Genomic DNA, 26,864 nt, shown 5'->3' on the forward strand with positions numbered 1-26,864 from the left:
GAAAAACGAATCCAAGTCAGACCATTTCAAATGGTTCGATGTCTGCCCGGATGCGACACATCTGGTGTGTCCATCCTCGCAGTATCCGGTTCTCAAGGTGCACGCCTGCGCCGGTTCCCGGTCCGACCGGGCCGCGCGGCAAGGAGATATATTGCCAGACCGGAGGGGCCCGCGGGGCGGGAATCACGCACTCCATATTTTGTTCACAAATAAATTGATCCTTCAGCTGTTCCACTGAAGTCATATCTGAAGCATCGGCTTCCGGTATTGGCGATGACCAGCTGGTTTATAGGTGTTGAGGTATCGGTCATCTCTGGTGCGCTACTTTACTCTAACGGCATCTGGTTTTGGTTTCCTGTCGGTAAAAGGCTGGTTTTGGCCGCCAGGCGTCCTTATATATAGAGAAGATCGGGTTCGAACCCGTGCACCGGCAACAAAAAAAGCGGCCGGCATCCGCCAGTCGCTTTTCTATTCTATGGTGGGCCGTCAGGGGTTCGGGCCCGCTGCGCGGGCGGCCGCTTCGGCGCCTCCGCGCCTCGCGCGCTGCGCTGGCAAACGCTGACGCGTTTCCTCAGCTCCGCGCCCTTTCGGGTTCGAACCCGTGCACCGGCAACAAAAAAAGCGGCCGGCATCCGCCAGTCGCTTTTCTATTCTATGGTGGGCCGTCAGGGGTTCGAACCCTGGACCTTGGGATTAAAAGTCCCCTGCTCTGCCAGCTGAGCTAACGGCCCGCGGATGGCATTGTACCACGGTCTGAGACTATTCCCAACTCCATTGTCCGTTCTGGAAAATCACAATTTCACGTCCATCAGGTGTAATGCCCGTAATATCGATGTCGTCCGTGCCAATCATAAAGTCAACGTGCGTGCTCGAAACGTTGACGCCATGCTCCAGAAGTTCCTCTTTGGACATGTCATACCCGCTTTCGATGCACTCGGGAAAACCGACACCCAACGCAAGGTGACAGCTGGCGTTCTCGTCATAGAGTGTGTCGTAGAACAGAACGCCGCTTTCACGAATCGGTGTGTTCTTGGAAATAAGCGCGACCTCGCCCAGATGAGCAGCACCTTCATCGGTTTCAATAATGCTTGCAAGCGTTGCCTTACCCACGCAAGCGTCATAGTCCACTACGCGGCCGTTCTCGAACTTAATCCAAAAATCGTCAACCTTATTGCCGTGGTGAATGAGCGGCATAGCCGAGTACACGATGCCGTCGGCGCGCATACGATCGGGCGAGGTGAAGACCTCCTCGGTGGGAATGTTGGGGAAGAAAGGGTGACCGTCGGGAGTTTTTCCCTTGCCGCCGGCCCACTCATGGCCTTTCGTCATTCCAATCGTCAGATCAGTTCCATTCGAAGCGGTGTAGCGCAGGCAATCAAATTGATTATCGTTTAGGAAGCGCAGGTTCTTTTCGAATGTGGCGTCATGGAGCTCCCAGTCGCTCTCCGGGTCCTGGCCATCAGCACGAGCGGTGTGCAGAATCGCATTCCACAGCTTATAGACTGCAACCTCATCGGCGTCTCCCGGGAATACCTCGCGCGCCCAAGCAGCGACCGGAGCGCCGGCGATGCACCACGGGTTAATGTTGTAGTCCAGTCCACGGCGGAAGACCTTACACTGCATGTTCCTCGCCTTAGAAGCTGCGGCAGGCTTAGCGGGATCGATGCCCTTGAGGGCAGCAGGGTCCGTGCCCTCAATAAAGATAAAGCAGGCTCCGTCCTGAGCCAACGAATCCAGCTGCATGCGCTTCCACTCGGGAGTCTGCTCAAAATAGCTTTTCTCGACATGCTCGTAGGTAAGCCTCGTCACGGCATCGTCAGCCCAGATGACCGTCACGTGACCGGCACCGGCGTCATAAGCCTCCGCAACCACCACGCGCGCAAATGACGCGCACTCGACGGGAGACTGAACGACGACCTCCTGACCGGGCTTAACGTTGACGCCCTTGCGGACAACGAGACGCGCATAATTTTTAATCTTGGGCTCCAGGGACTTCATACCCTCCAGAGCCTCTTCGACCGTCAGGGCAGCTCGAATCATGTGCCACTCCATCTATCTACAGGACAGTAAAAAGGCGCGCCGCAAAAAACGACGCGCCTTATATCTTAGCGATATCTATAGGTTGTAACGCTACTACTTCTTCTTGGAGGCCTTCTTGTCCTCTTTGGCAGCCGAGCGCTCGATAATAGCGTTGAGCTTGTTATCGGACATGCCCTCGGCCTGCGCGCGATACATATTACGCAAGGGACGGATGCGCACGAAGTCGTAGATGAAGTCACCCAGAATGACGATGTAGGACAAAACAATGCCGGCCATCTGGACGGGGCTGGACACCATGCCAGCGGGAGCGAAGTACAGCGAAGACCAAATGGCCACGACGAGCACCATGCCGATAGTAAGCACAGCCCACCAGATGCGACGGCGCTTGGTGTAGTCCTCATCCTGCTTGAGAAGGATACTCGACACCGTGTAGATGCGGTCCTCCTTGGCGCGCCGCTTAGCCTTGCGGGCGCGCTTCTCCTCTTTAGAGAGGCCCTCGAGGCTCTCGCCCTTCTCGAGCTCCTTGCGGCGTGCCTTGGATGATGCCGGCACGACGCGAACAGAACTCGCTGCCTGACGAGCTGGCTTGGCGGATGCGGCGGACTTGCGCGCAACCCCGGTAACCTCGTGGGATTGCGTGCGCTTGTTCGTGGCGCTGCGGGTACTCACTTACGCGTTCTCCTTCATGCTTGTAAACTGGGAGCCCGTGATGATCTGGAAGGCCTCGCGATAGCGCTCGGACGTGCCATCGATGACCTCGGCGGGCAGATGCGGGGTCTCCCCCGTCATATCCCAGTTGGCCTTGAGCCAATTGCGGACGAATTGCTTGTCGTAGCTAGGCTGAATCTTACCCTCCTCGTAGCTGGCGGCAGGCCAGAAACGGCTGGAGTCGGGCGTGAGGCACTCGTCGATCAGCGTGACCTTGCCATCGATGACACCAAACTCAAACTTGGTGTCGGCAATGATGATGCCACGGGTCGCTGCATACTCGGCGGCAGCCTTGTAGATCTTAAGAGATAGATCGCGGATCTGCGTGGCGATGTCCTCGCCAACGATCTCGCAGCAACGCTCAAACGAGATATTCTCGTCGTGATCACCGATCTCGGCCTTCGTGGACGGGGTGAACAGCGGCTCGGGGAGCTTGGAGGCCTCGGTCAGGCCCTCAGGCAGCTGGATGCCGCAGACGGTGCCGTTCTCGTCGTAGGTCTTCTTGCCCGAACCGGTCAGATAGCCGCGGACGATGCACTCGATAGGAATCGTCTGGGCCTTCTTAACCAGCATGGCGCGGCCTGCGAGATAGTCACGATACTCGGCAAACTCCTTGGGGAAATCCGCCGGATCGATGGAGACGAGGTGATTGGGGACGATATCGGCAAACTTGTCGAACCAGAACGCCGAGATACGGTTGAGCACCTCTCCCTTAAACGGAATTTCGTCGGGAAGAATAAAGTCGAACGCAGAAATGCGATCGGTGGCGACCATCAACAGGTTTTCGCCGGCATCGTAGATATCACGAACCTTGCCACGGGAATCCGGACGACGCTCCATCGTTGTCACGTGAGTCACTCCTTACCTAAATACGACAGAAATGCGGGTTCTTTACCGCACGTTTTCGCAAACTCGGAGCGGCAGGGACGCGGTCCCTCCTTCACCGAATAGCGAAAAGCTAGTGCTCCATTGTAGTAGATGCCGCGTCCGCCGTGTGCTCGCGGGGCAGATGAATCGTAAAAGTCGTACCCTTTCCAAGCTCCGACTCCACGGATATGTAGCCATGGTGACGCTCGACGATCTGTTTAGTTACGGCGAGGCCGACGCCCAGGCCGCCAGCTTCGCGGGCGCGGCTGGCATCGGCGCGCCAAAATCGTCCGAAGATACGCGACAGATCGTCCTTGGCAATACCGATACCGGTATCCGAAACGGCAATACTGACATGCTTGCGGTCACTGAGCACCGACACTACGACCCAACCACCCTCGGGGGTGTAGCGCATGGCGTTGCTCATGAGGTTGATGACGCATTGCGTGATCATGTCGGGATCGGCCTCGACGACATCGTCGTGCCCCTGGGTTTCATCTGCAAAGCGAAGGCGAAGGTCACGGTCGGCAAACAGACGCTCCTGGCCGTTCACAATCGATCGCACGAACGGAACCATGTCCACCGGTTCGAGATTGAGCGGAGCCGTGCTGTTTTCCATACGCGATAGGTCGAGCATCTGCTGCACCAAACGAGCGAGGCGACGCGTCTCGGAAGCGACCGTCTCCAGATGCTCGTCGTCGGTGGGGTACACGCCGTCTTGCATGGCCTCGACCGTTGCAAGCATGGCCATGAGCGGTGTACGAAGCTCGTGTGCGACATCCGAGGTCAGGCGCTTTTCGTGCTTCATATCTTTCTCGAGCGAGGTGGCCATCTCGTCAAAGGTCTCACCCAGCTGATCGATTTCGTCATCGCCGCGCAAGCCCGTACGAGCAGACAGATCGCCGTCGCGAATTTGCTTGGCTGTGCTCGTAATACGATGAATCGGCTTGGTAAGCATGCGCGACACGAGCGATCCGATAACGACCGAGATGCAGATTGCAACAACCGCGGCAAGAGCCATGGCGTTAAAGGTCTTCTCCCTAAACGCAGAATCTGCCTTAGTGAGCAGAGCGTCGGAGCCGATAGCCCATAGCTTTACCTGTCCGACATGCTCGCCAGAGGACGTAACGATTTCGACGTTGGCAACGCTATCGGAGTCGGTGGGCGCTGACGAGACCGGGCTATGCGAGGCCTTTTTACCGCTCGAGCTGCTCGACGGCAATTCGCTCTCGCGCACATCGGCGGTCGCACTTGCCGAAGGCCATGAGTCGTCATAAACGACAACGCCCTTTTTGTTGACGACCTGCATACCCAGGTCGTCGGACACCAAGCTCGATGTCGCGACCGTGCGCAGCTCGCCCGCAGTCCAATTGCCGTTTTCCTCATACGACGTCGCAAGCTTTTCGGCAGCAGAATTGGCGATCTCGACGATATTGGAGCGCGTGTAATCCGAAAAGACGGTGCCCCACACAACGGAGACAACGCCCACCAGCACCAATACCGTCATGAGCGATGTCAGGGCAAAAGCCAAAGCCATACGCGAGGGATAGCTCATCGCCGGCCGTGAATCGGAACGAGGCGTGTTCCAACTTGCCTTGGAACCCGCCTCGTTCTCCTGCTTGTGCTTTTGTCCGATTTCAAAGCGCGCAGGTGTCATATGTGATTTACCTATTTCTCGTCCGACTTATCGGTCTTGGCCGGAGCCTCGAAGCGATAACCGACGCCGTGAACGGTATAGAGCCACTTAGGCTTCTTGGGGTCGTCGCCCAGCTTGGCGCGAAGGTTCTTCACATGGCTGTCGATGGTGCGCTCGTAGCCCTCAAAGTCGTAGCCGAGCACCTTCTCGACCAGTTCCATACGGTTATAGACGCGACCGGGATGGCGAGCAAGCGTGGTAAGCAGCTTAAACTCGGAAGCGGTCAAATCAACTTCCTTGCCCTCGACCAAGATCTTGTGGCCCGAGATATCGATGACCAGATCGCCAAAGTCGAGTACCTCAACGGCGGGCTCGTCTGCCTGGTGAGCACGACGGAACAGGGCGCGAACGCGGGCGACGAGCTCGCGCGGCGAGAACGGCTTGATCAGGTAGTCGTCGGCACCAAGCTCGAGGCCGATGATGCGATCCTCGATCTCGCCCTTGGCGGTAAGCATGATGATGGGCACATCCGAGGTATCGCGGATAGTGCGGCAAACGCGCTCGCCGGGGATCTTGGGGAGCATAAGGTCGAGCACAACCAGGTCGAACTGGTGCTTCTCGAACTCCTCGATCGCAGACTGGCCATCGCCAACGCCAACAACCCAGTAGCCCTCGCGCTCGAGATAGGCAGCGACAGCGTCACGGATCGCCTTCTCGTCCTCGACCAGCAGAATCTTTTTTGCATCTGAAGCCATAACACGGCCCCCCTGTCTCAATTAGCTAAGAACAAGCCCATTTTAACGCACCTGAGCCCACCGGGCATCGCATGGGCGCGACAGCTCGGCGGGCGGTACTCACGGTTACATTGGGCTTATTCCCCCGTTGGCGCCTTTTTAACCCCTCGGCGCTAAAGAGAGAACAGGCGAGCGGTAACCGTCTCGGGAATTCCTTGGCTATTGCGCACCGTGGCATAGGTTAAAAACGTATTCGATTTTCCCGCCGTAGCTGGATAATCGCCATATTCGAGAGCGCGGTCGGGCGACAGCAGCGAACCATAGGTTTTAGCGGAGGTATCGATCAGAAAATGCGACGCCTGAACCTTAACCAGATATTTGCCCTTCCTGCCGGCGGCGCACGCAAGCGGTTCGCGCGATAGAAATTGATACGGGCCGCCCTCGTTACCAATGTAGGTACCCATATTGCCCAGGCCGCCCACGCCGGCATAGGTCGCCTCAATGGAGAACACAAACGTATCGCCCATATATACGGCCTCGAAAGGTGACACCGACGAAGGAAGGACCAGCTGAGCCCTCTTGGTATTGTTGCCGTCCGTCAGGTCGATCGCCGTCATGCCGTAGTAGACGCCCTCGTCATTGCGCACGCGGGGTGAGATAGTCAGGATGCCATCGCTCACGCGTGGTGCAGACGCAAAGCGGCCTGTCGACTTCCAGATTGCCTCCGCTTTAGATTCATCGAGCGAACGGCGGTAGCAATATGAATCGCTGCCGGTCTTATTGCCACCGGTCGAAGGCATCTTGTACCAGATGACCGACGAGTCAAAGGCGGTAAACAGCGGAGGGTCGTAATCCTCACCGCCGCGATCAAGCTCAACGGCATTACCAGTAAGCGCCGCGCCCGACAGGGTTTGCGCATAGAGCTTCCACGACGAATTCGCGTAGTTCATCTCAACCCACGCAAACACGCTATCGGTGGCGCGAACGTCGTAAAACGCATAACCGGAACCCTCGACAGGATCGTCAATCAACGTGGTGAGTGAGCCGTCCCCCATGTTGAACACGCCAAGCGTGTTGGCATGCAGCGCAGATGCGGGCGCCATCATCGCCGCAGCGTAACCGCCATCGCAGTAGTACAGCAGCGTCCCCAATGGCAACGTCCACGACGCCGTCGGCTTAAGATCAATGTCGACGGCCTCATACTCTTCGGTAATCGAGACGATCTTGGAATCATCTTTGATAACCTGCGGCTCACCGGCAGCATCATCGCTGGTGCCCGTTTTTTTCGAGCACCCCGCAAGCAGCGTGGCAGCACTCGCGGCAGCACCACCCAACACAAATCCTCGGCGCGTTACCCCATTCTTAACGCGATCAAAAATACTCATTGGGCAATCTCGGCACGCGCGGCCTCGATGGCACGCGTAAGCTGGTCGGCACAGGAGGTCTTTTTCGTGCCGCACGTATTGCCGGCCAACACCTCAATCACACGATCGGAAGAAGCACCTTCGACCAATTTAGAGATAGCCTTGAGGTTGCCGTTGCAGCCGCCGGTAAACTCAACGCCCAGCACTTTGCTGCCGTCATCGGAAAGATTGAGGTGAATATTGCGAGTACACACGCCCTGGGGCTTGTAATCAAACGAAATCATGCGATCTCCTTCTCAGAATGTCATTCGAGACGACTATTATCCCCGTCTTTCCATAAATGCAACGAGGCGCTTTACCGGCAACACACATTACCAGCAAAGCGCCCTAAAAAGCTAACGTTATGCCCGAACCTACTCGAAGCTCAGCTGCTCCAGACGATCGAAGACCGTATCGATGCGGGTGAGGAAGTCCCACGGATCAAAGATCTCGTCGAGCTTCTCCTGGCTGACGGTGCAGCGCGGATCGGCCTCGAGGCGCTCCTTGAAGGTGGGGCCGGAAACGCAGTCCTGCACCTCATGCCAGGTCGCCATGGCGTTTTCCTGCACGATTGCGTAGGCGTCCTCACGGGTAATGCCCGTATCGACGAGGGCCAACAGAACCTTGGAGGAGAAGATGAGACCGCGGGTCTTGTTGAGGTTGGCCATCATGCGAGCCGGATACAGCTGGAGGCCATCGATAACGCGGATAAGGCACTGGAACATGTGGTCAAGCGCGATAAAGCTATCGGCCTGGGCGACGCGCTCGGCAGAAGAGTGCGAAATGTCACGCTCATGCCACAGGGCGACGTTGTCGAAGGCGACCTGGGCGTTGGACTTCACGACGCGCGACAGGCCGCAGACCTTCTCCATGGTGATGGGGTTACGCTTGTGCGGCATGGCGGAGCTGCCCTTTTGACCCTTGCGGAACGGCTCCTCGGCCTCGAGTGTATCGGTCTTCTGCAGATTGCGAACCTCGGTAGCAATGCGCTCGCAGGTGGCCGCCGTGGTGGCGAGGACGCCAGCGAGGTAGGCATGATGGTCGCGGCTGATAACCTGCGTGGACAGCGGGTCGTGAACCAAACCCAGGTGCTCGCAGACATACTCCTCGACAAACGGCTCGATGGAGCTGTAGGTGCCAACGGCACCCGAGATGGCACCGAAGGCGACGTTCTTGCGAGCGTCCTCAAGGCGATCCAGATCGCGCTTGAGCTCCCAGGCCCAAGAGCCAAACTTCATACCAAAGGTCATAGGCTCGGCGTGGATGCCGTGAGTGCGACCGGCGCAGAGCGTGTTACGCTCCTCGAAAGCGCGACGTTTGCAGATCTCGCCGAGTTTCTTGACGTCCTCGATAATTAGGTCGCAGGCCTGGGTGAGCTGATAGCACAGGGCCGTATCGCCCAAGTCAGAGCTGGTCATGCCATAGTGAACCCAACGGCTGGGTTTAGGCTCGCCCTCGGGAACATCGGCGTCGATATACTCCTTCATATTGGTCAGGAAGGCAATGACGTCATGGCGCGTGACTTCTTCGATCTCGTCGACCTTCGCCTTCTCAAAGTTGGCGTGGTCGCGGATCCACTGAGCTTCTTCTTTAGAAATACCGATCTTGCCGAGCTCCGCCTGGGCCTCGCAGGCCAGAACCTCAATCTCCTGCCAAATGGCGTACTTGTTCTCGAGGGAGAAGATGTGTCCCATCTCCGGGCGGGTATAGCGATCGATCATAGCGGCTCCTTTTTGGTTATTGGCACGTTGGTCGTAACTCAACCATTGTACCGTGCGCAGGTGCAAGTATAGGCAGCAGGTATTAACCTAACATTTTGCCATTTGCCTAACGTTCACACCTTGTCGGGTTCGAGTCCCGGCGCTTTATTGAAAAAAGCACGACACCGTGATGGTGCCGTGCTTGTACTTTTAACTGGAGCGGGCAACGGGACATCCGCGCATTTGCTTCGCAAATCCGCACCGGCTTCAGGCGCCTGTCGGCGCCTTCACCTGCTCGCTACAAACGCTTCGCGTTTGCTTAACGCTCACACCCTGTCGGGTTCGAGTCCCGGCGCTTTATTGAAAAAAGCACGACACCGTGATGGTGCCGTGCTTGTACTTTTAACTGGAGCGGGCAACGGGACTCGAACCCGCGAGTGTCAGCTTGGGAAGCTGATGCCTTACCACTTGGCGATGCCCGCATATGTGGGGGATAGTATAACGCGGTTGTCTTGTTTGATACAAGGGCACTAACCCTTGTTTTACGCATGGAAAATCATCTTCTTGTTGCTCGAATTGCGAAAACAGGGACTCGAGTAACCTGTTTTACACCGTCTTCTACCTGCTCTTTTGTTTGATTATCTAAAACCGGTCTCCATTTGTTGGGAACTTGGCAAGTTCTTGGTCAGCTCGCGGTACTTACCCGTATGACCCCCGGCGCTAATCTCATCCCACGCGCCGCAATCTCCCAGCGCGGCGCACAAAGGATAAGGAGCAGCCATGTCCAATGCACCCACGCACTCTGTCCACAGCGCAATCGCAACAGCACCGCTGCTCCTATTCCTCTTGTTGTTTCTAGCCTGCGCCACGCCTGGTACCGCCTGCGCCGTCGACGGAAACGATACGCTTAGTTTTCGCACCATCAGCGATATGTGCGGACCGTTTGGCATTGGCAAGTACGAGGCACAAGACGCCTCGATTTCTTACTGCATGAACCAAGACTGCCCCGGCCCCAGCAGCCCAGGAGGACCCTGGCGGACCTACAATCAGGGTTGGACATGGCTCGACAACGAGTTTGCCGCCGTCATCTGCCATGGATACCCTTCCGCCACATCATTTGGCGGCCATAACCTAACGGCCGAACGCGCCCGCGCCGCAACCCAGATTGCCGTGTGGATGCTCAAAGGAACCACGCGCCCCGATGGCTCTTTTGCGTATACAAACAACGCCGGCGTTGCCAAAAGCGGCAAGTTCGATCAAGACGCCGAGGTTGTCGCGGCGGCGCGCTGGCTCTACGACAACGCAAAAGCCGGAAATATTAAGGCCGACCCGCATCGCGCCAGACGCTATCACGGACCCGTCTCTAACGAAGGCCGGCACCAGGATATGCTCTACGTTTTGCCCACCATCACCGTATCCTTTGAGAAAAGGTCTGCGAACACTGTCATTACCAGCGGGAACGATACGTATCAGTTAGGTGGGGCGACGTTTAACATCTTTGAGAAAAACACGGACAAACACGTCGGCAGCATCAAAATGGACGGCAACGGTCGTGCACGGGCAACACTTTTGCCCAACACGGCATACTACCTAATCGAAACCAAAGCGCCGACAGGCTATCTGCCCCGACGCGATCGCATTGCCTTTACCACCGGAAAAAGCGGCGGACATGTCACAATCAACGAGCAGCCAGGTTCTATCACGCTGCGTGTCGTCAAAACCGATGCCGCAACGAGTGCCGGAGCGCAGGCGGGAACCTCGCTCGCCAAAGCCGAATTTACCTGTGTCTCGCAATCTACCCCTGGGTGGACGCGCACCTTCACGACCGAAGGCGATGGCCAGGCGACCTTAAGCGACATTCCCCTGGGAACCTTTACCCTCTACGAATCGAAAGCACCAGAGGGCTACCTGCTCCCCCATGACAGCTGGACCTATACGGTCGGTCCCAATCAATTAAACGACATGGGTGTCGTTGAGCTCGAACGCCGCATCCCCAATACTCATGTTGCGTTTGACCTCGAGATTTCCAAGTTCAAGGATTACGGGAACGGCGAGCAATCGGGATTAGAACAGCCAGCGGAAGGCGTCGTCTTTGAAATTGTCAGCAACAGCTCTAAGCAGGTCGTAGGCACATTGACGACAAATATCTATGGCTTCGCATCCACCAAAGACCAGCCCAAGGCCTGGTTTGGCGCGGGCACACGACCGGACGGCGTCCACGGAGCCATCCCCTACGATCGTGCGGGCTATACCGTTCGCGAGGTCCCGGAAACTGTTCCCGCAGGCTTCAAGCGGGCAGAAGATTGGCCCATCGCGCCCGAGCAAATCGCCGACGGAGCCAAGCTTCAGTACATAGTGGACAATCACGCCCTTTCGACACATCTCCAAATCATCAAACGCGATGCCCGGACGGGAGCTTCCGTCCCCCTTGCCGGCTTTAGTTTTCAGCTGCTCAACAGCAACCGTGAACCCATCTCTCAAACATGCTGGTATCCGACGCACAACGTTATGAACACCTTTACCACCAATGCGACCGGCACCGTCACGTTGCCAGAATCGCTCAAGCCGGGCACATATTACGTACGAGAAGTCGCAGCCAAAGCGCCCTACCTTGTGGGCGACGAAATGAAGGTGACGATTCCTGCCGATGCAGATCTCACACCTATCGCCGCCGTCTCGTATTTCAACAGCGCGGCAACCGGAAGCATCGAGATCGTGAAGGCTGACGCAGTAGACGGCAGTGCCCTATCTGGTGCCAAGTTTGAAATTCGCGCTGCCGACGATATCGTTTGCCCCGATGGCCACATTGCCGCCCTTGCCGGTGAAGCCGTTGCCTCCGTCACAACCGATGAACAAGGTAAAGCTCGCGTAGACAACCTTTCGCTGGGTTGCGGAACGGCACGATACGAAGTCGTTGAAACCCAGTCTCCCGACGGCTATCTACTTGATCGGACAGCACATATCGTTGAGCTTACTTATATCGACCAGAAGGTCCCCGTGGTCGAGTCGCAGATCGAATTGCCCAATGATTACACCAAGGTCGATTTCTCCAAGGTCGATATGACAGGCAAGCATGAAGTTAAAGGCGCCCGACTGGTCTTATGCGACGCCGATGGAACAGAAATTGATTCTTGGATATCATCCGAGCAGCCCCATCGCGTGGAGCACCTTGAACCCGGTTCTTATACCCTACGCGAAACAATGTCCCCGCGCTCCTATGACCTCGCTGAAGACGTATCCTTTGAAGTCGAGGATACGGGGAAGATCCAGGCCGTAACCATGAAGGATGCACCGATTGAGATTAAGGGGAGCGTCGACAAGCGACAAGAAATCGCGCGGCCAACCGCAAAGGGAACAGTGGCGAACGGCGACGGTAAAAACCGGGCGGCGACGCAACCCGACAGAAAGGGCTCCTATTCCTACACCATCGACGCTCAAAACGAATCGAGCACCTGGGTCGACGAGTTCACCGTCACCGACGATCTCGAATGTGCCAAAGACGGCACGGCCAAACTTGTCGCCATTAAAACCCCGATCGCCGTCGGCGACTTAAACGGGCTCTGCAATGTTTGGTATCGAACGTCACCGGCAGACAAGTTGGGCATAAAGGAAAAGGCCAACGCCACACTTGACGATGAACACACCAACCCGTGGCTCGAGACAGCCGAGGTCAAAGAGCGGCTGGGCGAGGATGTGCGGATTGTCGATTACGATGGCTGGAGTCTTTGGAAAGCCGATGTCTCGACCACGGAGTCTTCCACCCTCGAAGTAAAGGACCTTACGCTTTCGGACGACACTGTTATCACGGGGATTCGCTTTGAGTATGGCTCGGTTTCCGCAGACTTTACGACCCGGCGCGACAACGATTCTTGGAATCGCAATGGGCTTAAAGACGAGCATGACGACCTTGACAACGCGGCGGCATCCCTCAAATCGGATTTACACGGAGCAATCATCCGGATGTGTGCAACCTCATCCTATACGCCCCAAACCGCACTCGCCAACAGTGCCCGTGTTGACCTTTGCCGCAACGGAGGAGGCGAAAAACTCGAGTCGCACGATAAAGATCGTGTTGTTCAAAAATGCGCCATTCCGCAGGATCTTCCAAATACGGGCAATGCACCCATCATCTCTTTTCTCACCGCATTATTGACCGCCGGTGGCACAGCAATTTGGCTCACTTGGCTAAGCTCGGCATCAAAAGAGGAGTAGGTAGAAATAACGGGCGAGCCGATATGCCGGCTCGCCCGTTATCTGGCGTATGTAACCAAAGGCTATTCCGTAGACGCAGACCCGCCGTCAACAAGTTCCAGATCGCCATCCAAAATACCGTCGGCACCCAAACTCTGCTCTTGCTCCACCTCTTCGCTCATCGTGGACCTGGGCGTCGACCCCTTAGCGCCCACGATATATGCGGCCCCCAGACCCATAGCGATGGCGATCAAAAACAGAACCACATAGACGGGCCAATGGCGTTTGATGTATGAAAACACGCTAACTCCTTAGAGGTCCGCTACGAACGGCGGATGACCTCGGTGACAACCTCGGACACCGTAGCGATGTTCGTCGGGTTGACGTTGTACGGCAAATCGTCTTCGGTGCGCGCGCAGGCAAGACGCGGGCCATCGACACCGGCAATTGTGAGGGCGCGACGGCTCGCCTCGAGCGCGGCATAGGCATCGGTCTTGGCATAGGGCATCTCAAACGCGCCACAATCAACGTGGAACGACTTGCACACCTTGCTGACCAGATTCATGATGCGGCGATCACCCTTGAGCAACTGCTGCTCGCCTTCGACCGTCACGACCGAAAGCCTACCGGCTCCAATGGACTCAAGATTGATAAAGAACACACCACGCAGCTTATCGCGATGGGCTTCGAGGAACGCCTTCATACCGGCGCCGTCACAATCCGAGGCACCCGTTGCCACAAACCAGATATCGTGACCAAGCAGCTCGTCATCACCCATGGAGGCAACAGCCGAAAGCATGTCCTCAGCAGAAGCGCCGTCAGAAGAGGTGGCACCGCCCTTCCAGCCGTTATCATCGTCCTCAAAGTTATCCCAAGAGCCGATACCGCGGCCAGACTTCTTGGCATCGTAGTCATCCTCGACGCCCAGCCAGTCGCTCATGCTGTTCTGCTCATTCTTCTTTTTGCGTCCGAACAAGCCGCCCAGACCACGCTTCTGAGGCTTTGCCTCCTTGGCGACGGGAGCCGAGATGGTTTCGATGGGCTGAGCGCCCGAAGAAACGGGCATGGAGGGGGCAACCGGTGCCGACGTGGGCTCGGGCCCCTGAGCTGTCGCGAAAGGATCGTCGGCCTGAGCCGAGGGGTCGGGGAGATCGAAGAGGGATGTGCGGGATGCGACGTTGGCCTGCTGCATCGAGGGCAGCGACGGATCGGGGACCGAGGCAAGCGGCGAAGAAGAAGGTGTGAGCACCGGAGCAGAAGCGGGATCGGGGATATTCATCTGCGGACGCGGTGCGGCCTTGGACGAAATCTGTGCCATGAGCGAATCAACCGTCTCGACCTGCGCCGATGCGGGGTTGGCAACCGTGGAGCCGGGATCGCTCGGGGCAGGCATGGTAAAGATCTGCGTAGAGTACGGCCTGGACTCATCGGCGTTAGAAATCACCGGGGTCTCTTCTTGCTCAACGACGACCGTCGCGTCGGCTTCAATCTCGTCGGCGGTGTTCGTCTCGGCGTCAACGTTCTCAACCTGCTCGGCATCGACACTCTCAGCCGGCTCGGCTTCGGGCGCCTCGATCTCATCTGCAGCATCCTGGGACTCATCGGAAACAGAAAGGGGCTCGGCGATGGCAGTACCCTGCTTCTCGAACGTTATCGTGGCATCGAACTTCGCGGCATCGAGCGTCTCCGTGGCGTCGATTGGCTGCTGGGCCTCGAAGGACGTCGTAGCCTCGGCGACCTCCGTCGCGGCAGGCTGCTCAGCCTCATGCTGTTCAAATTCCCGCGCCGCACGCTCACGCTCGGCCTCGGCAGCCTGCTGGTGGGCAATAGCCTCCTGCTCTGCCACCTCGCGCGCAGCGGCACGCTTTTCCTCAAGGTCGTCGACAAGTTTTTTACCCTTAGCGAGTGCGCCCTTAAAGAAGCTTGAAGCGCTGGCTCCAATCGAAGAGAACGCAGATGCTATATCGGCATGGGGCGTCGCGACCGGTAGATCGGCCGAAAAATCGGTATCGCTCTCATAGGAAACGCGCTGCGGATACTCATCGTAATCGCTGGCGGGATCGTCGTACACATCCTGAACCACCGGAGCGGGTGCAGCGGTGTCCGGCTCGGGTGCAGGGCTGGGCTCGGGTTCCGTCTCGGGCTCGGTATCGACGACGGGCTCGTCGGCAGGCGCGGCGACAGGTTCAACCGAAGCAGACTCGGGATCGATCGTCGGCTCCTCGCCCTCTTCGTAATCAAGCGTGCACGACTCGGGAAGCATCCCCAAGGCACGAATGGCATCAGAACCAAAGCGAATATTACCGGCAGCATTGCGATACAGCTTGGGCTCGGGCTCGCTCGGCTCAGCGACAGCGGGCGCCCCAATCGACTCGACGACATCCTCATCCGCGACCGGCTCGGCAGTAACCTCGGCTTCAGCCTGAGCCTCGGGAGCAATGACACCAATCAGGGTTTCGTCAGCTGAGGCACCCTCAAAGCCATCGATCTGCTCGTCAAAAACTTCGCCCTGCTCGGATTCGGGAGCGATCGGCTGGCCAAACTCGTCCTCGGTGTAGGAGGGCTCTTCGTACTCGATCGTGTTGCCGTAGTCGTTTTGCTGCTGGGCAGCGGCATACTCAGCCGCCGCGCGCGCCATCTCCTCGGCACGACGCTTTTGCTCACCAAAATAGTCATCAAACGGAATGTCGTTGGGGAACTCGTTTTCGCCCTGGTAAGGGGCAACGTTATCCATGACACCGAGCATCGCGGCTACAGAAGACTTATTGCAGACCGCACCGGACGTATAGGGAAGAACAAAACGGTTGGCAATGATATTGGCCGCGTTGGCGAGCGCCACAAGAGAGGCGAGGATCGCAACGATCCAAAGCAGAACCTTAAGAGCGCCGGGGAGCGGCAGTATACGAAGAATGGCGACGGCAGCGGGGACAATCGTGGCGACCGGCAGCATCTTGGCGATGAGCGCGCGATACGGCGCGTACGGTTCGCGAGCGAGGAGCTCGGCACGCGGAGAATCGTAATGAGCGACAACAACCACCGGACGGTTGCGCGGAGATGCAAGCGGACCTGTGGCCTTGTGATAGGCAATGACATTTTGACTCACGCCCGTCTTGCCCAGGCGAGAGATAACAGGGCGACCGGTACGCTCGAGCACATACAACACGGCACCGGCGATGGCCAGCAGAACACCGATTAAGCCGATGCTGCCGCCAATACCCATAAGCAGGGCACCGGCAAAAGACAGGATGCCTGTGACGGCAAATGCCAGCCTGCTGGGTGCAGGAGCGTTAAATTCCTGGACTTCGGGATCAAAGCCATGATTGCGGAAGATCTGGGCGATATCCTCGGCAGCCAAACGCTCTTCTTCGCTGCACGCCGGCGTGATGCCCGTGCCCTGCAGCAGGTGATTGATATAGTTCTGGGTGTTCGCCATGTGCGCTCCACATCCATAATCCGACAAATAGGCCCAATGCTTGCACATTAGAACCGTATATAGTCGAAAGTATACCCCGAGCGAACGCAATCGGCCGAAATCTGGGCATCTTAACGCACTGAGCGGACAAGGATATAGCCTAATCTCCATATCGGATTAAAATCATGGCATCAAATAACCTTCCCATGCGAGGATTCTATGACGGTAAGCGATATGACCGCGACAAACAAAACAAATGCGCCAGAACCCGGTTTCGACAAAACCGCCCAGCGTATCCTCAACCTTTTCTTTGTCCTCAACAGTTCCCCCGAGCCTCTAACAACCGAGCAGATCGTGCTGGATTCTGACCTAGGCTACGGATCGGGCAACGTCGACTCGGATAAGCGAAAGTTTCGCCGCGACCGCGATAAGCTGCTCGAGCGGGGCATTGTGATCAAGGAAGTTCGCGCCGCGGGTGCCCAGGAGACCGAGGAGAGCGCCTGGACAATCGACCGTGAGCATACGTTTGCCGCGGGCGGCTTGATCACCGCAGACGATGCCGACATTCTGCTAAACGCTATCGATCAGACCCTCACCACGGGCTCTTCGGCCTTTGCGACCCCGCTCGCCGACATACGCTCCAAAATTGCCTATCTTACCGGCGAGACGAATACGGCCGAGCCCCCCGTTCTTCACTCGCCGACGGTCGATGCGGTATGGAGCGCGTTTGCCGACCGATGCGCGCTGCGTTTTTTGTATCAAAACGGACGGGGTGAGCAACGACAACGCACTGTTTGCGTCTACGGCATGTTCGAGCGTGAAGGAACAGCCTACTTTTGCGGCCTAGATGACGCCACCGGAAAAATCAGAACCTTTCGCTGCGATCGCATCGTTCGTGCGTGGCGCCCATCGCGGGCCTACGCCATTCCCGCGGACTTCAATCTCAACGATTACCTCTTCTTTGAATTCGATTTCTCCGATTGCCAGCCCGTCACGGCAACTTTCTCGTTTGCTCCGCAGGCTCAATCCGACATGGTCCACGGCCTCACACGTGGGCGAGGAAGGCTCGAGCACGCCAAAGACGGCTGGACCTGGACCGTTGACGTTCGCGACCTGAATGCGGCGGCGTCATTTTGCATGGAACACAGCGTTGACGGTATGAGGCCCGTAGCGCCCAACGAACTCAAGCAGGCGTGGAACCGCCTCATCGAAAGGACAGTGAGCGCTCATGGCCGTGCGTAAGCTCACCAGCGAACAAAGGCTCTCGCGCTCCATCGACATTATGGAGGCACTCTATGCCGCCGGCGAGGCGGGCATGACGCGAGACGATATCTGCAGTCGCTTCGATATCTCCGGAGCTTCGCTCGACGAGATCATCGGCATCATCTCGACGCTCGCAGACCGCGAATCGGGCGCGCGCATCATTTGCGAATGCCGCGATGAACGTGTGGTTCTCATCGGCGATGCGGGCCGTGTGCTGCCGCTTCGCCTGAGTGCCGCCGAGGGCGCCGTACTCAACCATGAATTGGAGTCGCTCGGAATCGAGGAGTGCGCGGCGGCGCGCATCCGGCGCGCACTCCTTCCGGCGGAACTCGGATACAACCAACGCGTTGTCGATACCGTCGCCCGCGGATCTTATTGGCAGCAACTCTGCTGTGCAATTCAGGATGGTGTGCGATGCCTCGTCACCTACCGCTCCCTGGACGACCAGCATCCACGCAGGCGATTGATCGACCCCCTAAAGATCACGACCAATGGAGACCAAACGTACCTGATTGCCTGGGATGTCGAGGCAGACGGGCAGCGCTCCTACCGTATGGACAAGATCGAGGAGCTTCTGCTGACGGAAGACTCCGTCGTGCGTCACACGACCGAAACCACGTCCCTGCACGGTTCCCTTGCACAGGCAAGCCAGAGCGTTAAGCTCCTGATGCCGCTCGATATGGCAGAACGCGTGAGGTGGGCAGGTATCAGGTCAATTAAAGCCGATGGGGAGGGTACGGCAAGCGTGACCGTTTCCTATAGCTCCGAAAACTGGCTGTTTAGCCAGATTATCGCAGCGGGCGGAGCCATCCGCATCGCAGACGACCCCGCCCTTTCAAAGCGCCTATGTGATGCCGCCGAGGCACTGGCCTTCCGTTCTTAGCGATGGCGTTCGTGCGCTTGGCGCCATAACTGAAGATAGTGGCCGATCTGCGCCGTTTCGATGCGCTGATACGAGCTCGTAGGCAGCGATGTCAGAAATTTCTTGCCGTAACCCTTCGTCACCAGACGCGGGTCGGCCAAAATCAACACGCCGCAATCGGTCGATGAACGAATCAGGCGACCAGCCGCCTGCTTGACCTCGAGAACCGCCTCGGGCAGCGAGTAGCGTACCCAGGCGCGGTCCTCGCGCAGATTGCGCTCGCACGAGAGAGGATCGGTGGGGCTCGAGAATGGCAGCTTGGGGATAATGACGCATCTCAGCGTCTCGCCGCTGGCATCGAAGCCCTCCCAAAATGCTTTGAGAGCAAAGAGCGACGAGGTCGACTCGTTGATAAAGCGATCGCGCAAGCGACGGGGAGACGAATTGCGCCGCTGGCAATTGAGTTCCAGGCCGGCACGAGCTAGCTTGGGCTCAACCCGAGCGTACAGGTCTTCCATATCGCGGCGATTGGTGAACAGCGTGAGCACCGACCCGCCCATGGCAAGATGGGCATCGACCAGCACGCGCTCGAGCGCGGACAGATAGCCCTCGCGGTCGCGAGGGTCGGGAATGTCCCCCGCCACGACTACGGCCATGTTCGAATCGAAGTCATAGCTCGAATCCAGATGTAGTGACGAGGATGCCGAAGCGCCAATGCGATCGAGGCCTACGGCATGGTTAAAGTGCTCAAAGCTCTTGGACACCGTCATGGTTGCCGAGGCAAAGATGGCCGTATGCACCTCGGGCAGCCACTCGTTCGCCAGGGCCTCGCCGATGTCGATGCGCTCGGCGGTCATGGATTCTCCGCCCGCACGTAGGCGGCGGTTGACCTGCAGCGAGTACACATAATGCTCGTCGGTGCCGTCAATGATGAGCTTGAGGTTCTCGGCCAGCTCGTGCAGACGGCGCGAAACATCGCCCAGGTCGACGACGACCTCGGGTTTATCGGCAGCGACAGCCTGCACCAGCGCGGCAACATTTTCATCCGCCTGCTCCAGGGCATCGATAGCAGCGCTGGCAGACTGCAAGAAGTCATGCCAGTCATCCGACTCGCGCAACTCGGGGCCAATCCACAGATTTGCGCTGTCGTAGCCACCGCGGGCGCGACGGCCGAGCTCACGCACGCCGTCAAACACCTCGGCGAGTGCCATGCTCGCGCGTGCGACCGTAGACGTCGCCTTCGCGGTGAGCCCCAGATAAAGCGTGGAGCCTTCGGATGTCGCCAAATCACGAGATACCTGGCTCAATGCACCGGAGCTCGACCCGCCAAGGCGCTCAAATAGCACGCGAGATTCGTTTGCCGAGACCACGCGCGCCCACTGGCGGCGCGCCTCGCGCTCGATGGAATGGGCCTCGTCGATTACCCAGTGGCGGATGGGAGGCAAAATTCTCCCTTCGGCCGCAACGTTGCGAAACAGCAGGGAATGATTTGTGACCACGACATCGGCATGCGCCGCGCGACGACGGGCACCGTGGACGAGGCATTTATCGGGGAAGAACGGACACAGGCGGCGAGCGCATTCGCGCGAGGCCGTCGTAAAGTCGGGACGGTTGACGCTGCGCCAGCGAATGCCGAGCGAATCGAGGTCACCATCGGCAGATTGGCACACATACGCCATGATCACCGCAACCGCTGTGAGCGTGTCGGCAGGATCGCGCTTGGTGGTAATCTCGGCCTGACTTCGGCTCATGCGCTCGAGTTTGCGCAGGCACGGATAGTGGTCATATCCCTTGAGCGCACAGAATGACAAGCCTCCGTCCAGCTGTTCGGCGAGTTTTGGCAGCTCGTGGTACATAAGCTGATCGGCAAGATTATTCGATTTGGTCGCAATGCCAACGGTAATGTTGTTTCGGCGGGCGGCCTCGGCAAAGGGCACGAGATACGCCATCGATTTACCGACGCCCGTACCGGCCTCTATCACGCGATGCGTATCCGTAATCAACGCGTCGCGTACCTCGAGCGCCATGGCAATCTGCTCGTCGCGCGGCTCATAAGTGGGATACATGCGATTGACTAGGCCCCCAGGGGCATAATCCGCCTCGATCTCTTCGCGGCTCGGCATGTTAAGAACTGGCAGCTCGTCGGCATCCACGCGATCATCGGCGCGATCGGCCTTGAGCACGTCGGCGCGGGCGGCGGCAAGCGAGAAAATCGAGCCGGGGTTTTGGCCTGCCAAAAACGAGAAAATGGGACGATAGGACCAAGGAACATCCGCGTGCATATCCGCCAGACGCGCCATAAGGCCCTGCGGCAAGTCCGTAAGGGCAACCAGCAGCACGCGCCACACCCCACACAGGGCATCGACATCGGCATTTGCACGGTGCGACACGGAGTCGCAGCCAAACAGATCGGCCATAAAGGACAACTTGTGCGATGCCAGGCGCGGCAGCGCGATACGGGACAGCGCCAGCGAATCGATCCATATGTCGCTGACGTTGACACCGCCCTTGACCGATTCGATGAATGATCGGTCAAACGTGGCATTGTGCGCGATAACCGGGCACCCGCCCACAAAATCGGCGAGCGCAGCCACGGCCTCTACAGCCGAGGGGGCATCGGCCACATCGGCGTTTGTGATGCTTGTGAGCTCAGTGATTTCGGCAGGGATCAGCTGCTTGGGATGCACAAACGTGTCAAAGCGGTCAACGACCTCGCGGCCCGAAAGACGGGCCGCGGAAATCTCGATAAGTTCGTTGTCCTGGACCGAAAGACCCGTGGTCTCGGTATCGAGGACGATAACATCCTCCTCGATAAGGCCAAACGATTGTGTGCGGGCACGCTCGGCAAGCGTTGCATAGGAATCAATGACAAACTGCGGCGTTCCAGGAGATACAGCATCCTCGATTAGCATGCAATGCCCGCTCGACGGAGACCCATGCGAATCAGACTGTCACAGACCTGCGGGAAGGTCATGTCTTTGGTATGACGAATCTCGTCCGGATACAGCGACGTATCGGTCATACCGGGAATCGTATTGGTCTCGAGGATGACGGGGCCGTCCTCGCTCACGATAAAATCGCTGCGCGAAATGCCCAGACAGCCGAGGGCTTTGTGGGCCGCACAGGCTAGTTCCTGGGCACGAGCATAGTTTTCGGGCGAAATCTGCGCCGGAATACGGTGGATATCCGTGGGATCGACGTACTTCACATCCAGGTCGTAGAACTCACAGTCCTCAGGCTTGCGAATCTCGACGATCGGCAGGGCGCGCACGTCATCCTCGCCGTAGACGCCTACGGTAATCTCGGTTCCCTCGATGCACTTTTCGACCAGCACCTTATCGCCGTACTCAAAGGCCTTGGCGATGGCGGCAGGCAGCTCAGAGGGCTCGTGTACCAGGGAGATGCCGTAGCTGGAGCCGTTGACGGCGGGCTTTACAAAGCAACGCTCGCCGCAAATCTCAACGATGCGATCGATATCAACCTCGTCGCCCGCCTCAAGCGCCAAACCGGGGGCAATGGGGATGCCTGCCTTGGCATACAGAAGCTTTGAAACCTCTTTATCGGCGCCACACGCGCTGGCGAGCACACCCGACGCCGTATAGGGGATACCCAGCGTCTCCATGGCTCCCTGCATGGCGCCATCCTCGCCGCCGGCGCCGTGCATGGCGATAAACGCCACGTCAAAATCGCCAGTTGCCATAGTCACCATAAAATCATCGGCAGCCGTATCGAGCAGCTCCACCGAAGTGTAGCCAGCCTCCTTTAGGGCCACCACGACGTTCTTTCCCGAATTGAGCGAAATCTCGCGCTCGGCGGAATGGCCGCCCGCCAAGACCGCTACGTGCATGTTCTCTAGGCTTTTACCCGGCATGGGCAGACTCCTCCTCTATGATTTCTGCAGCTGATACCATATTGTAGCGATACCCCTTACGTTTCCCCAAAATCGAAAGGCTTCCATGAATCCCAGGACTAAATCTCAGGACATTCGCGACTTGGGCCAAAACGATATTCGCGAGCTCGTGGCCGAACTCGGCCAGCCCGCTTTCCGCGCGAAGCAGCTCATTGAATGGGTTTTTGAGAAGAACGTTTGTTCTTTTGACGATATGACCAACCTTCCCAAGGCTTTCCGTGAGCAGTTAAAGGAGGCATTTGCCTTCGACACGCCGACCGAGCTCACCAAGCAGGTGTCCAAGGACGGCTCTCGTAAATACCTACTCGAGTACCACGATGGCATTTCTGTCGAGACCGTCGGCATGCCCCGTCGTAACAAGCTCTCTGTCTGCGTATCCACCCAAGCCGGCTGCGGAATGGGCTGTGCTTTTTGCGCTACCGGTCTCAACGGCCTCAGGCGCTCGCTGACCGCCCAGGAAATCGTCGACCAGGTACTTCACGTTTCCAATGACTTTGGCGAGCGCGCGACAAGCGTAGTGTTTATGGGCCAGGGCGAGCCTTTTGCCAACTACGATGAGGTTCTTAAGGCACTGCGCATCCTTAATGACCCCGACGGTATCGGCATTGGAGCGCGCCATCTCACCGTGTCTACCAGCGGTGTTATTCCCGGTATCCGTAAGTTTGCCGATATTCCCGAGCAGTTCACCCTGGCCGTCTCGTTGCACTCCGCCATTCAGTCCACACGCAATAAGCTCATGCCCGGTGTCAAGAAATACACACTCCTGCGCCTTCACGAGGCGCTGCAGCTCTACACCGAGAAGACCGGCCGCCGTCCGACGTACGAATATGCCATGATCGAGGGCGTCAACGACACCAACCCCGAAATGCAGGCGCTCTGCGACTTCTGCGAGGGCACGCTGTGCCACGTCAACCTGATTCAACTCAACGATATTGAGGGCAGCCCGCTCAAGCCGTCACCGATCCATAAGGTAGAAGACCTTCAACGCCGTCTTGAGTCCCGTGGCATCGAGACCACGATCCGCAACTCCCGCGGCAACGATATCGATGCGGCTTGTGGCCAACTCAAGCAGCGTTTCAAAGTTCAGAAGAACGCGTAGGGGAGACCAGCCCAAACGTTTCATGTGAAACATCAGAAAGCCCCGGTTGCTTAATTGCAACCGGGGCTGTTTCATATTCATCGATTATCTGCATCATACGATTGTCCAGCATTATTTAGGACGATATTAGGGATCCCTGTACTGGTGATCAGACAAGGAACCCTTCAGAATAGATGAGTCATTGTTAGGTACCTAAAAGCCTACATTTTCCCATTGATGATTAACCCAATCTTGGTTGATCTTGGGATTCTTAGTCATCTGAGCCGTACGCATGGCAACGTCCTCGGTCATAACATCCATTTTCTTTTTTGAGGTATCAACGATATCCTGCGCTCCGCGAAGTAAACGACCACGCAATTCATCATCTGTCGCAATCTTATAACCGGCAAAAGCGCCAACTGCAACAGTAGCAGCCAAAGCGACAGCAATCAGAACTTTATTCCTCATCCTGACCTCCTTGATCAAACTGAATGATTTCGCCAAGAATGCGAGAGAGTTCCTCTTCATCCTTAAATTCAATCTCGATCTTGTTCTTGCCGCGCGAGCTCTTTACGCGAACGTTCGTGTTAAACACCTGACGCAGAACGCGTGCCGCCTTCTTAAAAGACTGAGGCGTTGCGGTTCGAGGCGTTTTTGGTGTCTCTCCGGCAGAAAACAACGGAGCAAGATTTTCTGTCGCGCGGACGGACAATCCTTCCGCAACAACCTTCTCAGCTAACTTAATGCGTGCATCTTCGTATGGAACTGCAAGAATTGCACGAGCATGGCCAGCAGTCAGTTTACCTTCAAAGATCATCTGCTGAACAACCTCTGGAAGATCAAGTAGGCGCAGCGAATTGGTGATTGCAGAGCGAGACTTGCTAACAGCCTTCGACAAGGCCTCTTGAGTCATGCCACTCGCATCGATGAGCTGTCGATACCCCTTAGCCTCTTCGACGGGATTGAGATCAGAGCGTTGCAGATTTTCAATCAATGCAAGCGCAAGCATCTGTTCATCATCAACATCTTTTATGATGACAGGAACTTCCTCAAGTCCAGCGAGCTTAGAAGCCTGATAACGGCGCTCACCCGCGATAATCTCATAGCCATTACCGTGCTTGCGTACAAGAAGCGGCTGAAGAACACCATGCTCCTGAATAGACTCACTCAACTCTCGAAGCTCGGTCTCATTAAAATGAATTCTGGGTTGGTTGGGGTTTGGAACGATATCTTCGATTGGAAGTTTAGTTTTCGAAGCAGTATTGGATGCGGACGTCGCAGATCCACCGGTCTCATATTCTGCTTCGGATACCAATGCATTGAGTCCGCGACCCAAACCGCCACGCTTCCTAGGACTAGGCACGCTTGATCACCTCTTTGGCAAGGTTCATATACGCCTTTGCACCCTTATTTTGCGGCGCATATGTAATTACCGGCTCACCGAACGACGGTGCTTCTGATATTTTAACCGTACGCGGAATCAAGGTCTTAAATGCCTTATCGCCAAAGTACGACTGCACTTCTTCGACAACCTGATTTGAGAGCGATGTTCGCGAATCATACATCGTCATAAGCACGCCATAGGTATCAAGGCTCTTATTTAGGCGTGTTTTGACCATCTTCATCGACTCAAGCAGCTTGGTGACACCTTCGAGTGCGTAATACTCACACTGAATCGGAATCAGAACACTGTCCGCCGCCGTCAACGCATTAATAGTCAACAAGCCAAGTGAAGGCGGACAGTCGATAAATATAAAGTCAAACTCATCCTTAACAGGCTCAAGCAGATCCTTCAAGCGTGTTTCTCGTGCAATTGCGCTTACAAGCTCAATTTCGGCACCTGCAAGCTGGATAGTAGCCGGAATTAGAAATACTTTACTGCAATTTGTATCCAGAACAAGCGATTCTGCCGGAACATCATTCAGCAATGCATCATAGATGCAGTTATCGAGTTCTTCTTTTTCGATTCCAAAGCCGCTCGTGCTATTACCCTGTGGATCAAAATCGACAATCAGCGTCTTTCGACCCTGTTCACCCAGTGCTGCTGCAAGGTTTACTGCTGTGGTGGACTTACCCACACCACCCTTTTGATTGATGATTGCAATGATACGCGTGTCTTTTGCGCTCTTTGAACGCTTAACGTCGCGAAATCCCACGGTCCCTCCTGGTGTATTTTAAGCTGTTAAACGGAGGATGTTTCACGTGAAACATTCCGATTCATCATCTGTTATGTTTCACGTGAAACATAACAAGTAATTACTATCCATTATGTTTCACGTGAAACATCTAGGCAAGCGGATTCTTCTTCGCCATGCCATTAGCACGTGGAAGCGAAATAGCTGCCGGACGAGATTTTTTTAGAATGATAAACTCGCGATGACCCAAGCCATTTGGCAAATCTAAATCATCTGTCATAAATGTGGTGAACCCGCATATGCTAGCGGCAGTTAGACCAGACTGAAGTTCGACGTCTGACGGGTTTCCCTTAGTAATAACAAAGAGACCACTATCTATTAGAAATGGTGAAGCGTACTCGACGAGAACTGGTAACGGTGCAAGTGCACGAGCAGTAACAACAGCAAACTGTTTCTTATGGCTTCGGGCATATTCTTCAAGACGATCATGAACCGCGTGAGCATGCTTGAGACTGAGAGCCTCAACAAATGAGTTAACGGCATCAACCTTCTTGCCAACAGAATCGATATAGGTAGCCTTACGTCCGCTAGCAATTGTCAAAGGGATACCAGGAAACCCAGCACCAGTACCCATGTCTAACAAAGCGCCTTCTGGAGCTATGTCTATATAGGGAAGCAACACAAGCGAATCAAGAATATGAAGAACAGCCGCATCTTCGATATTTAGGATGCGCGTAAGATTGGTCGTCTTATTAGACTCCAATACAAGATCTAGATGCTCAATACAGGAGCGAAGGGCATCATTGGAGACCTTTAAAGAATAGTCTTCGCAATACGAAATTAGACGACTAAGCATCTGGCTTGTCTGATCATCGGTTAGTACAAACAAGACAAACTCCTATCTGACATAAATCAGTGTATCAAG

20 protein-coding genes and 2 tRNA genes are annotated in these 26,864 nt (G+C 56.5%); 4 read left to right on the forward strand and 18 right to left on the reverse strand.

Features of this window, described 5'->3' with window-relative positions; genetic code table 11:
* Positions 1–655: 655 nt before the first annotated feature.
* The 10 genes from ACTQXO_RS07235 to ACTQXO_RS07280 form a co-directional block, all read right to left on the reverse strand.
* Positions 656–731: transfer RNA gene (locus tag ACTQXO_RS07235), tRNA-Lys, on the reverse strand.
* A gap of 28 nt (positions 732–759) precedes the next feature.
* Complete coding sequence (locus tag ACTQXO_RS07240) at positions 760–2,040, reverse strand: aminopeptidase (RefSeq protein WP_441032590.1); 1,281 nt, start codon at positions 2,038–2,040, stop codon at positions 760–762.
* Positions 2,041–2,133: 93 nt separating this feature from the next.
* Positions 2,134–2,709 carry a hypothetical protein gene (locus ACTQXO_RS07245; protein ID WP_427717870.1) on the reverse strand — a complete coding sequence of 192 codons (576 nt, stop codon included), beginning with the start codon at positions 2,707–2,709 and terminating at the stop codon, positions 2,134–2,136.
* On the reverse strand, positions 2,710–3,588 hold the full coding sequence (locus tag ACTQXO_RS07250) for a phosphoribosylaminoimidazolesuccinocarboxamide synthase (RefSeq protein ID WP_154516897.1): 879 nt from the start codon (positions 3,586–3,588) through the stop codon (positions 2,710–2,712).
* Positions 3,589–3,706: 118 nt separating this feature from the next.
* A complete protein-coding gene (locus ACTQXO_RS07255; protein ID WP_154516828.1) occupies positions 3,707–5,272 on the reverse strand; it encodes a sensor histidine kinase in 1,566 nt (521 codons plus the stop codon).
* Between the two features lie 11 nt (positions 5,273–5,283).
* Positions 5,284–6,006 carry a response regulator transcription factor gene (locus ACTQXO_RS07260; protein WP_006236208.1) on the reverse strand — a complete coding sequence of 241 codons (723 nt, stop codon included), beginning with the start codon at positions 6,004–6,006 and terminating at the stop codon, positions 5,284–5,286.
* 152 nt (positions 6,007–6,158) lie between these two features.
* On the reverse strand, positions 6,159–7,322 hold the full coding sequence (locus ACTQXO_RS07265) for a hypothetical protein (protein ID WP_427794048.1): 1,164 nt from the start codon (positions 7,320–7,322) through the stop codon (positions 6,159–6,161).
* A gap of 44 nt (positions 7,323–7,366) precedes the next feature.
* On the reverse strand, positions 7,367–7,633 hold the full coding sequence (locus ACTQXO_RS07270; protein WP_441032596.1) for a TIGR03905 family TSCPD domain-containing protein: 267 nt from the start codon (positions 7,631–7,633) through the stop codon (positions 7,367–7,369).
* 129 nt (positions 7,634–7,762) lie between these two features.
* Positions 7,763–9,109: an adenylosuccinate lyase gene (gene purB / locus ACTQXO_RS07275; RefSeq protein ID WP_154516820.1), complete on the reverse strand. Its 1,347-nt coding sequence runs from the start codon at positions 9,107–9,109 to the stop codon at positions 7,763–7,765.
* A gap of 386 nt (positions 9,110–9,495) precedes the next feature.
* A tRNA-Gly gene (locus ACTQXO_RS07280) sits at positions 9,496–9,570 on the reverse strand.
* Positions 9,571–9,868: 298 nt separating this feature from the next.
* Between ACTQXO_RS07280 and ACTQXO_RS07285 the strand changes: the two genes are divergently transcribed.
* On the forward strand, positions 9,869–13,300 hold the full coding sequence (locus ACTQXO_RS07285) for an MSCRAMM family protein (protein ID WP_441032599.1): 3,432 nt from the start codon (positions 9,869–9,871) through the stop codon (positions 13,298–13,300).
* Between the two features lie 62 nt (positions 13,301–13,362).
* Here the strand turns inward: ACTQXO_RS07285 and ACTQXO_RS07290 are convergent, their stop codons facing one another.
* Both ACTQXO_RS07290 and ACTQXO_RS07295 read right to left on the reverse strand, forming a co-directional pair.
* On the reverse strand, positions 13,363–13,581 hold the full coding sequence (locus ACTQXO_RS07290; protein WP_427717880.1) for a hypothetical protein: 219 nt from the start codon (positions 13,579–13,581) through the stop codon (positions 13,363–13,365).
* A 20-nt stretch (positions 13,582–13,601) separates the two neighbouring features.
* Positions 13,602–16,712, reverse strand: coding sequence for a hypothetical protein (locus tag ACTQXO_RS07295; protein WP_441032602.1), 3,111 nt, complete (start codon positions 16,710–16,712; stop codon positions 13,602–13,604).
* A 198-nt stretch (positions 16,713–16,910) separates the two neighbouring features.
* On the opposite strand from ACTQXO_RS07295, the gene ACTQXO_RS07300 reads away from it, so the two are divergent.
* Both ACTQXO_RS07300 and ACTQXO_RS07305 read left to right on the forward strand, forming a co-directional pair.
* The gene (locus tag ACTQXO_RS07300; RefSeq protein ID WP_441032605.1) at positions 16,911–17,933 is read left to right on the forward strand and encodes a helix-turn-helix transcriptional regulator; all 1,023 of its coding nucleotides are present in this window, start codon (positions 16,911–16,913) and stop codon (positions 17,931–17,933) included.
* Positions 17,920–18,837, forward strand: a complete 918-nt coding sequence (locus ACTQXO_RS07305) for a helix-turn-helix transcriptional regulator (protein WP_441032607.1) — start codon at positions 17,920–17,922, stop codon at positions 18,835–18,837. The genes ACTQXO_RS07300 and ACTQXO_RS07305 overlap by 14 nt, the downstream gene beginning before the upstream one ends.
* On the opposite strand, the gene ACTQXO_RS07310 is transcribed toward ACTQXO_RS07305, so the two are convergent.
* The gene (locus ACTQXO_RS07310) at positions 18,834–21,728 is read right to left on the reverse strand and encodes a helicase C-terminal domain-containing protein (protein WP_441545589.1); all 2,895 of its coding nucleotides are present in this window, start codon (positions 21,726–21,728) and stop codon (positions 18,834–18,836) included. The genes ACTQXO_RS07305 and ACTQXO_RS07310 overlap by 4 nt on opposite strands.
* A complete protein-coding gene (locus tag ACTQXO_RS07315) occupies positions 21,722–22,687 on the reverse strand; it encodes a D-alanine--D-alanine ligase family protein (protein WP_427748142.1) in 966 nt (321 codons plus the stop codon). Before ACTQXO_RS07315 ends, ACTQXO_RS07310 begins: the two co-directional genes overlap by 7 nt.
* An 85-nt stretch (positions 22,688–22,772) precedes the next feature.
* Between ACTQXO_RS07315 and rlmN the strand changes: the two genes are divergently transcribed.
* Positions 22,773–23,825, forward strand: a complete 1,053-nt coding sequence (gene rlmN, locus ACTQXO_RS07320) for a 23S rRNA (adenine(2503)-C(2))-methyltransferase RlmN (protein WP_441032613.1) — start codon at positions 22,773–22,775, stop codon at positions 23,823–23,825.
* Positions 23,826–24,017: 192 nt separating this feature from the next.
* Here the strand turns inward: rlmN and ACTQXO_RS07325 are convergent, their stop codons facing one another.
* The 4 genes from ACTQXO_RS07325 to rsmG all read right to left on the reverse strand — a co-directional run bounded on the left by ACTQXO_RS07325 (position 24,018) and on the right by rsmG (position 26,828).
* A complete protein-coding gene (locus tag ACTQXO_RS07325; protein ID WP_441032616.1) occupies positions 24,018–24,272 on the reverse strand; it encodes a hypothetical protein in 255 nt (84 codons plus the stop codon).
* A complete protein-coding gene (locus ACTQXO_RS07330; RefSeq protein ID WP_427748147.1) occupies positions 24,262–25,140 on the reverse strand; it encodes a ParB/RepB/Spo0J family partition protein in 879 nt (292 codons plus the stop codon). Before ACTQXO_RS07330 ends, ACTQXO_RS07325 begins: the two co-directional genes overlap by 11 nt.
* Positions 25,141–25,159: 19 nt before the next feature.
* Positions 25,160–25,960, reverse strand: coding sequence for a ParA family protein (locus ACTQXO_RS07335; RefSeq protein WP_441032621.1), 801 nt, complete (start codon positions 25,958–25,960; stop codon positions 25,160–25,162).
* A 130-nt stretch (positions 25,961–26,090) separates the two neighbouring features.
* Positions 26,091–26,828 carry a 16S rRNA (guanine(527)-N(7))-methyltransferase RsmG gene (rsmG, locus tag ACTQXO_RS07340; RefSeq protein WP_441032624.1) on the reverse strand — a complete coding sequence of 246 codons (738 nt, stop codon included), beginning with the start codon at positions 26,826–26,828 and terminating at the stop codon, positions 26,091–26,093.
* Between the last annotated feature and the right edge of the window lie 36 nt (positions 26,829–26,864).

This window comes from Collinsella sp. LCP19S3_D5 (assembly GCF_052121415.1).
Taxonomy (GTDB): Bacteria; Actinomycetota; Coriobacteriia; order Coriobacteriales; family Coriobacteriaceae; genus Collinsella.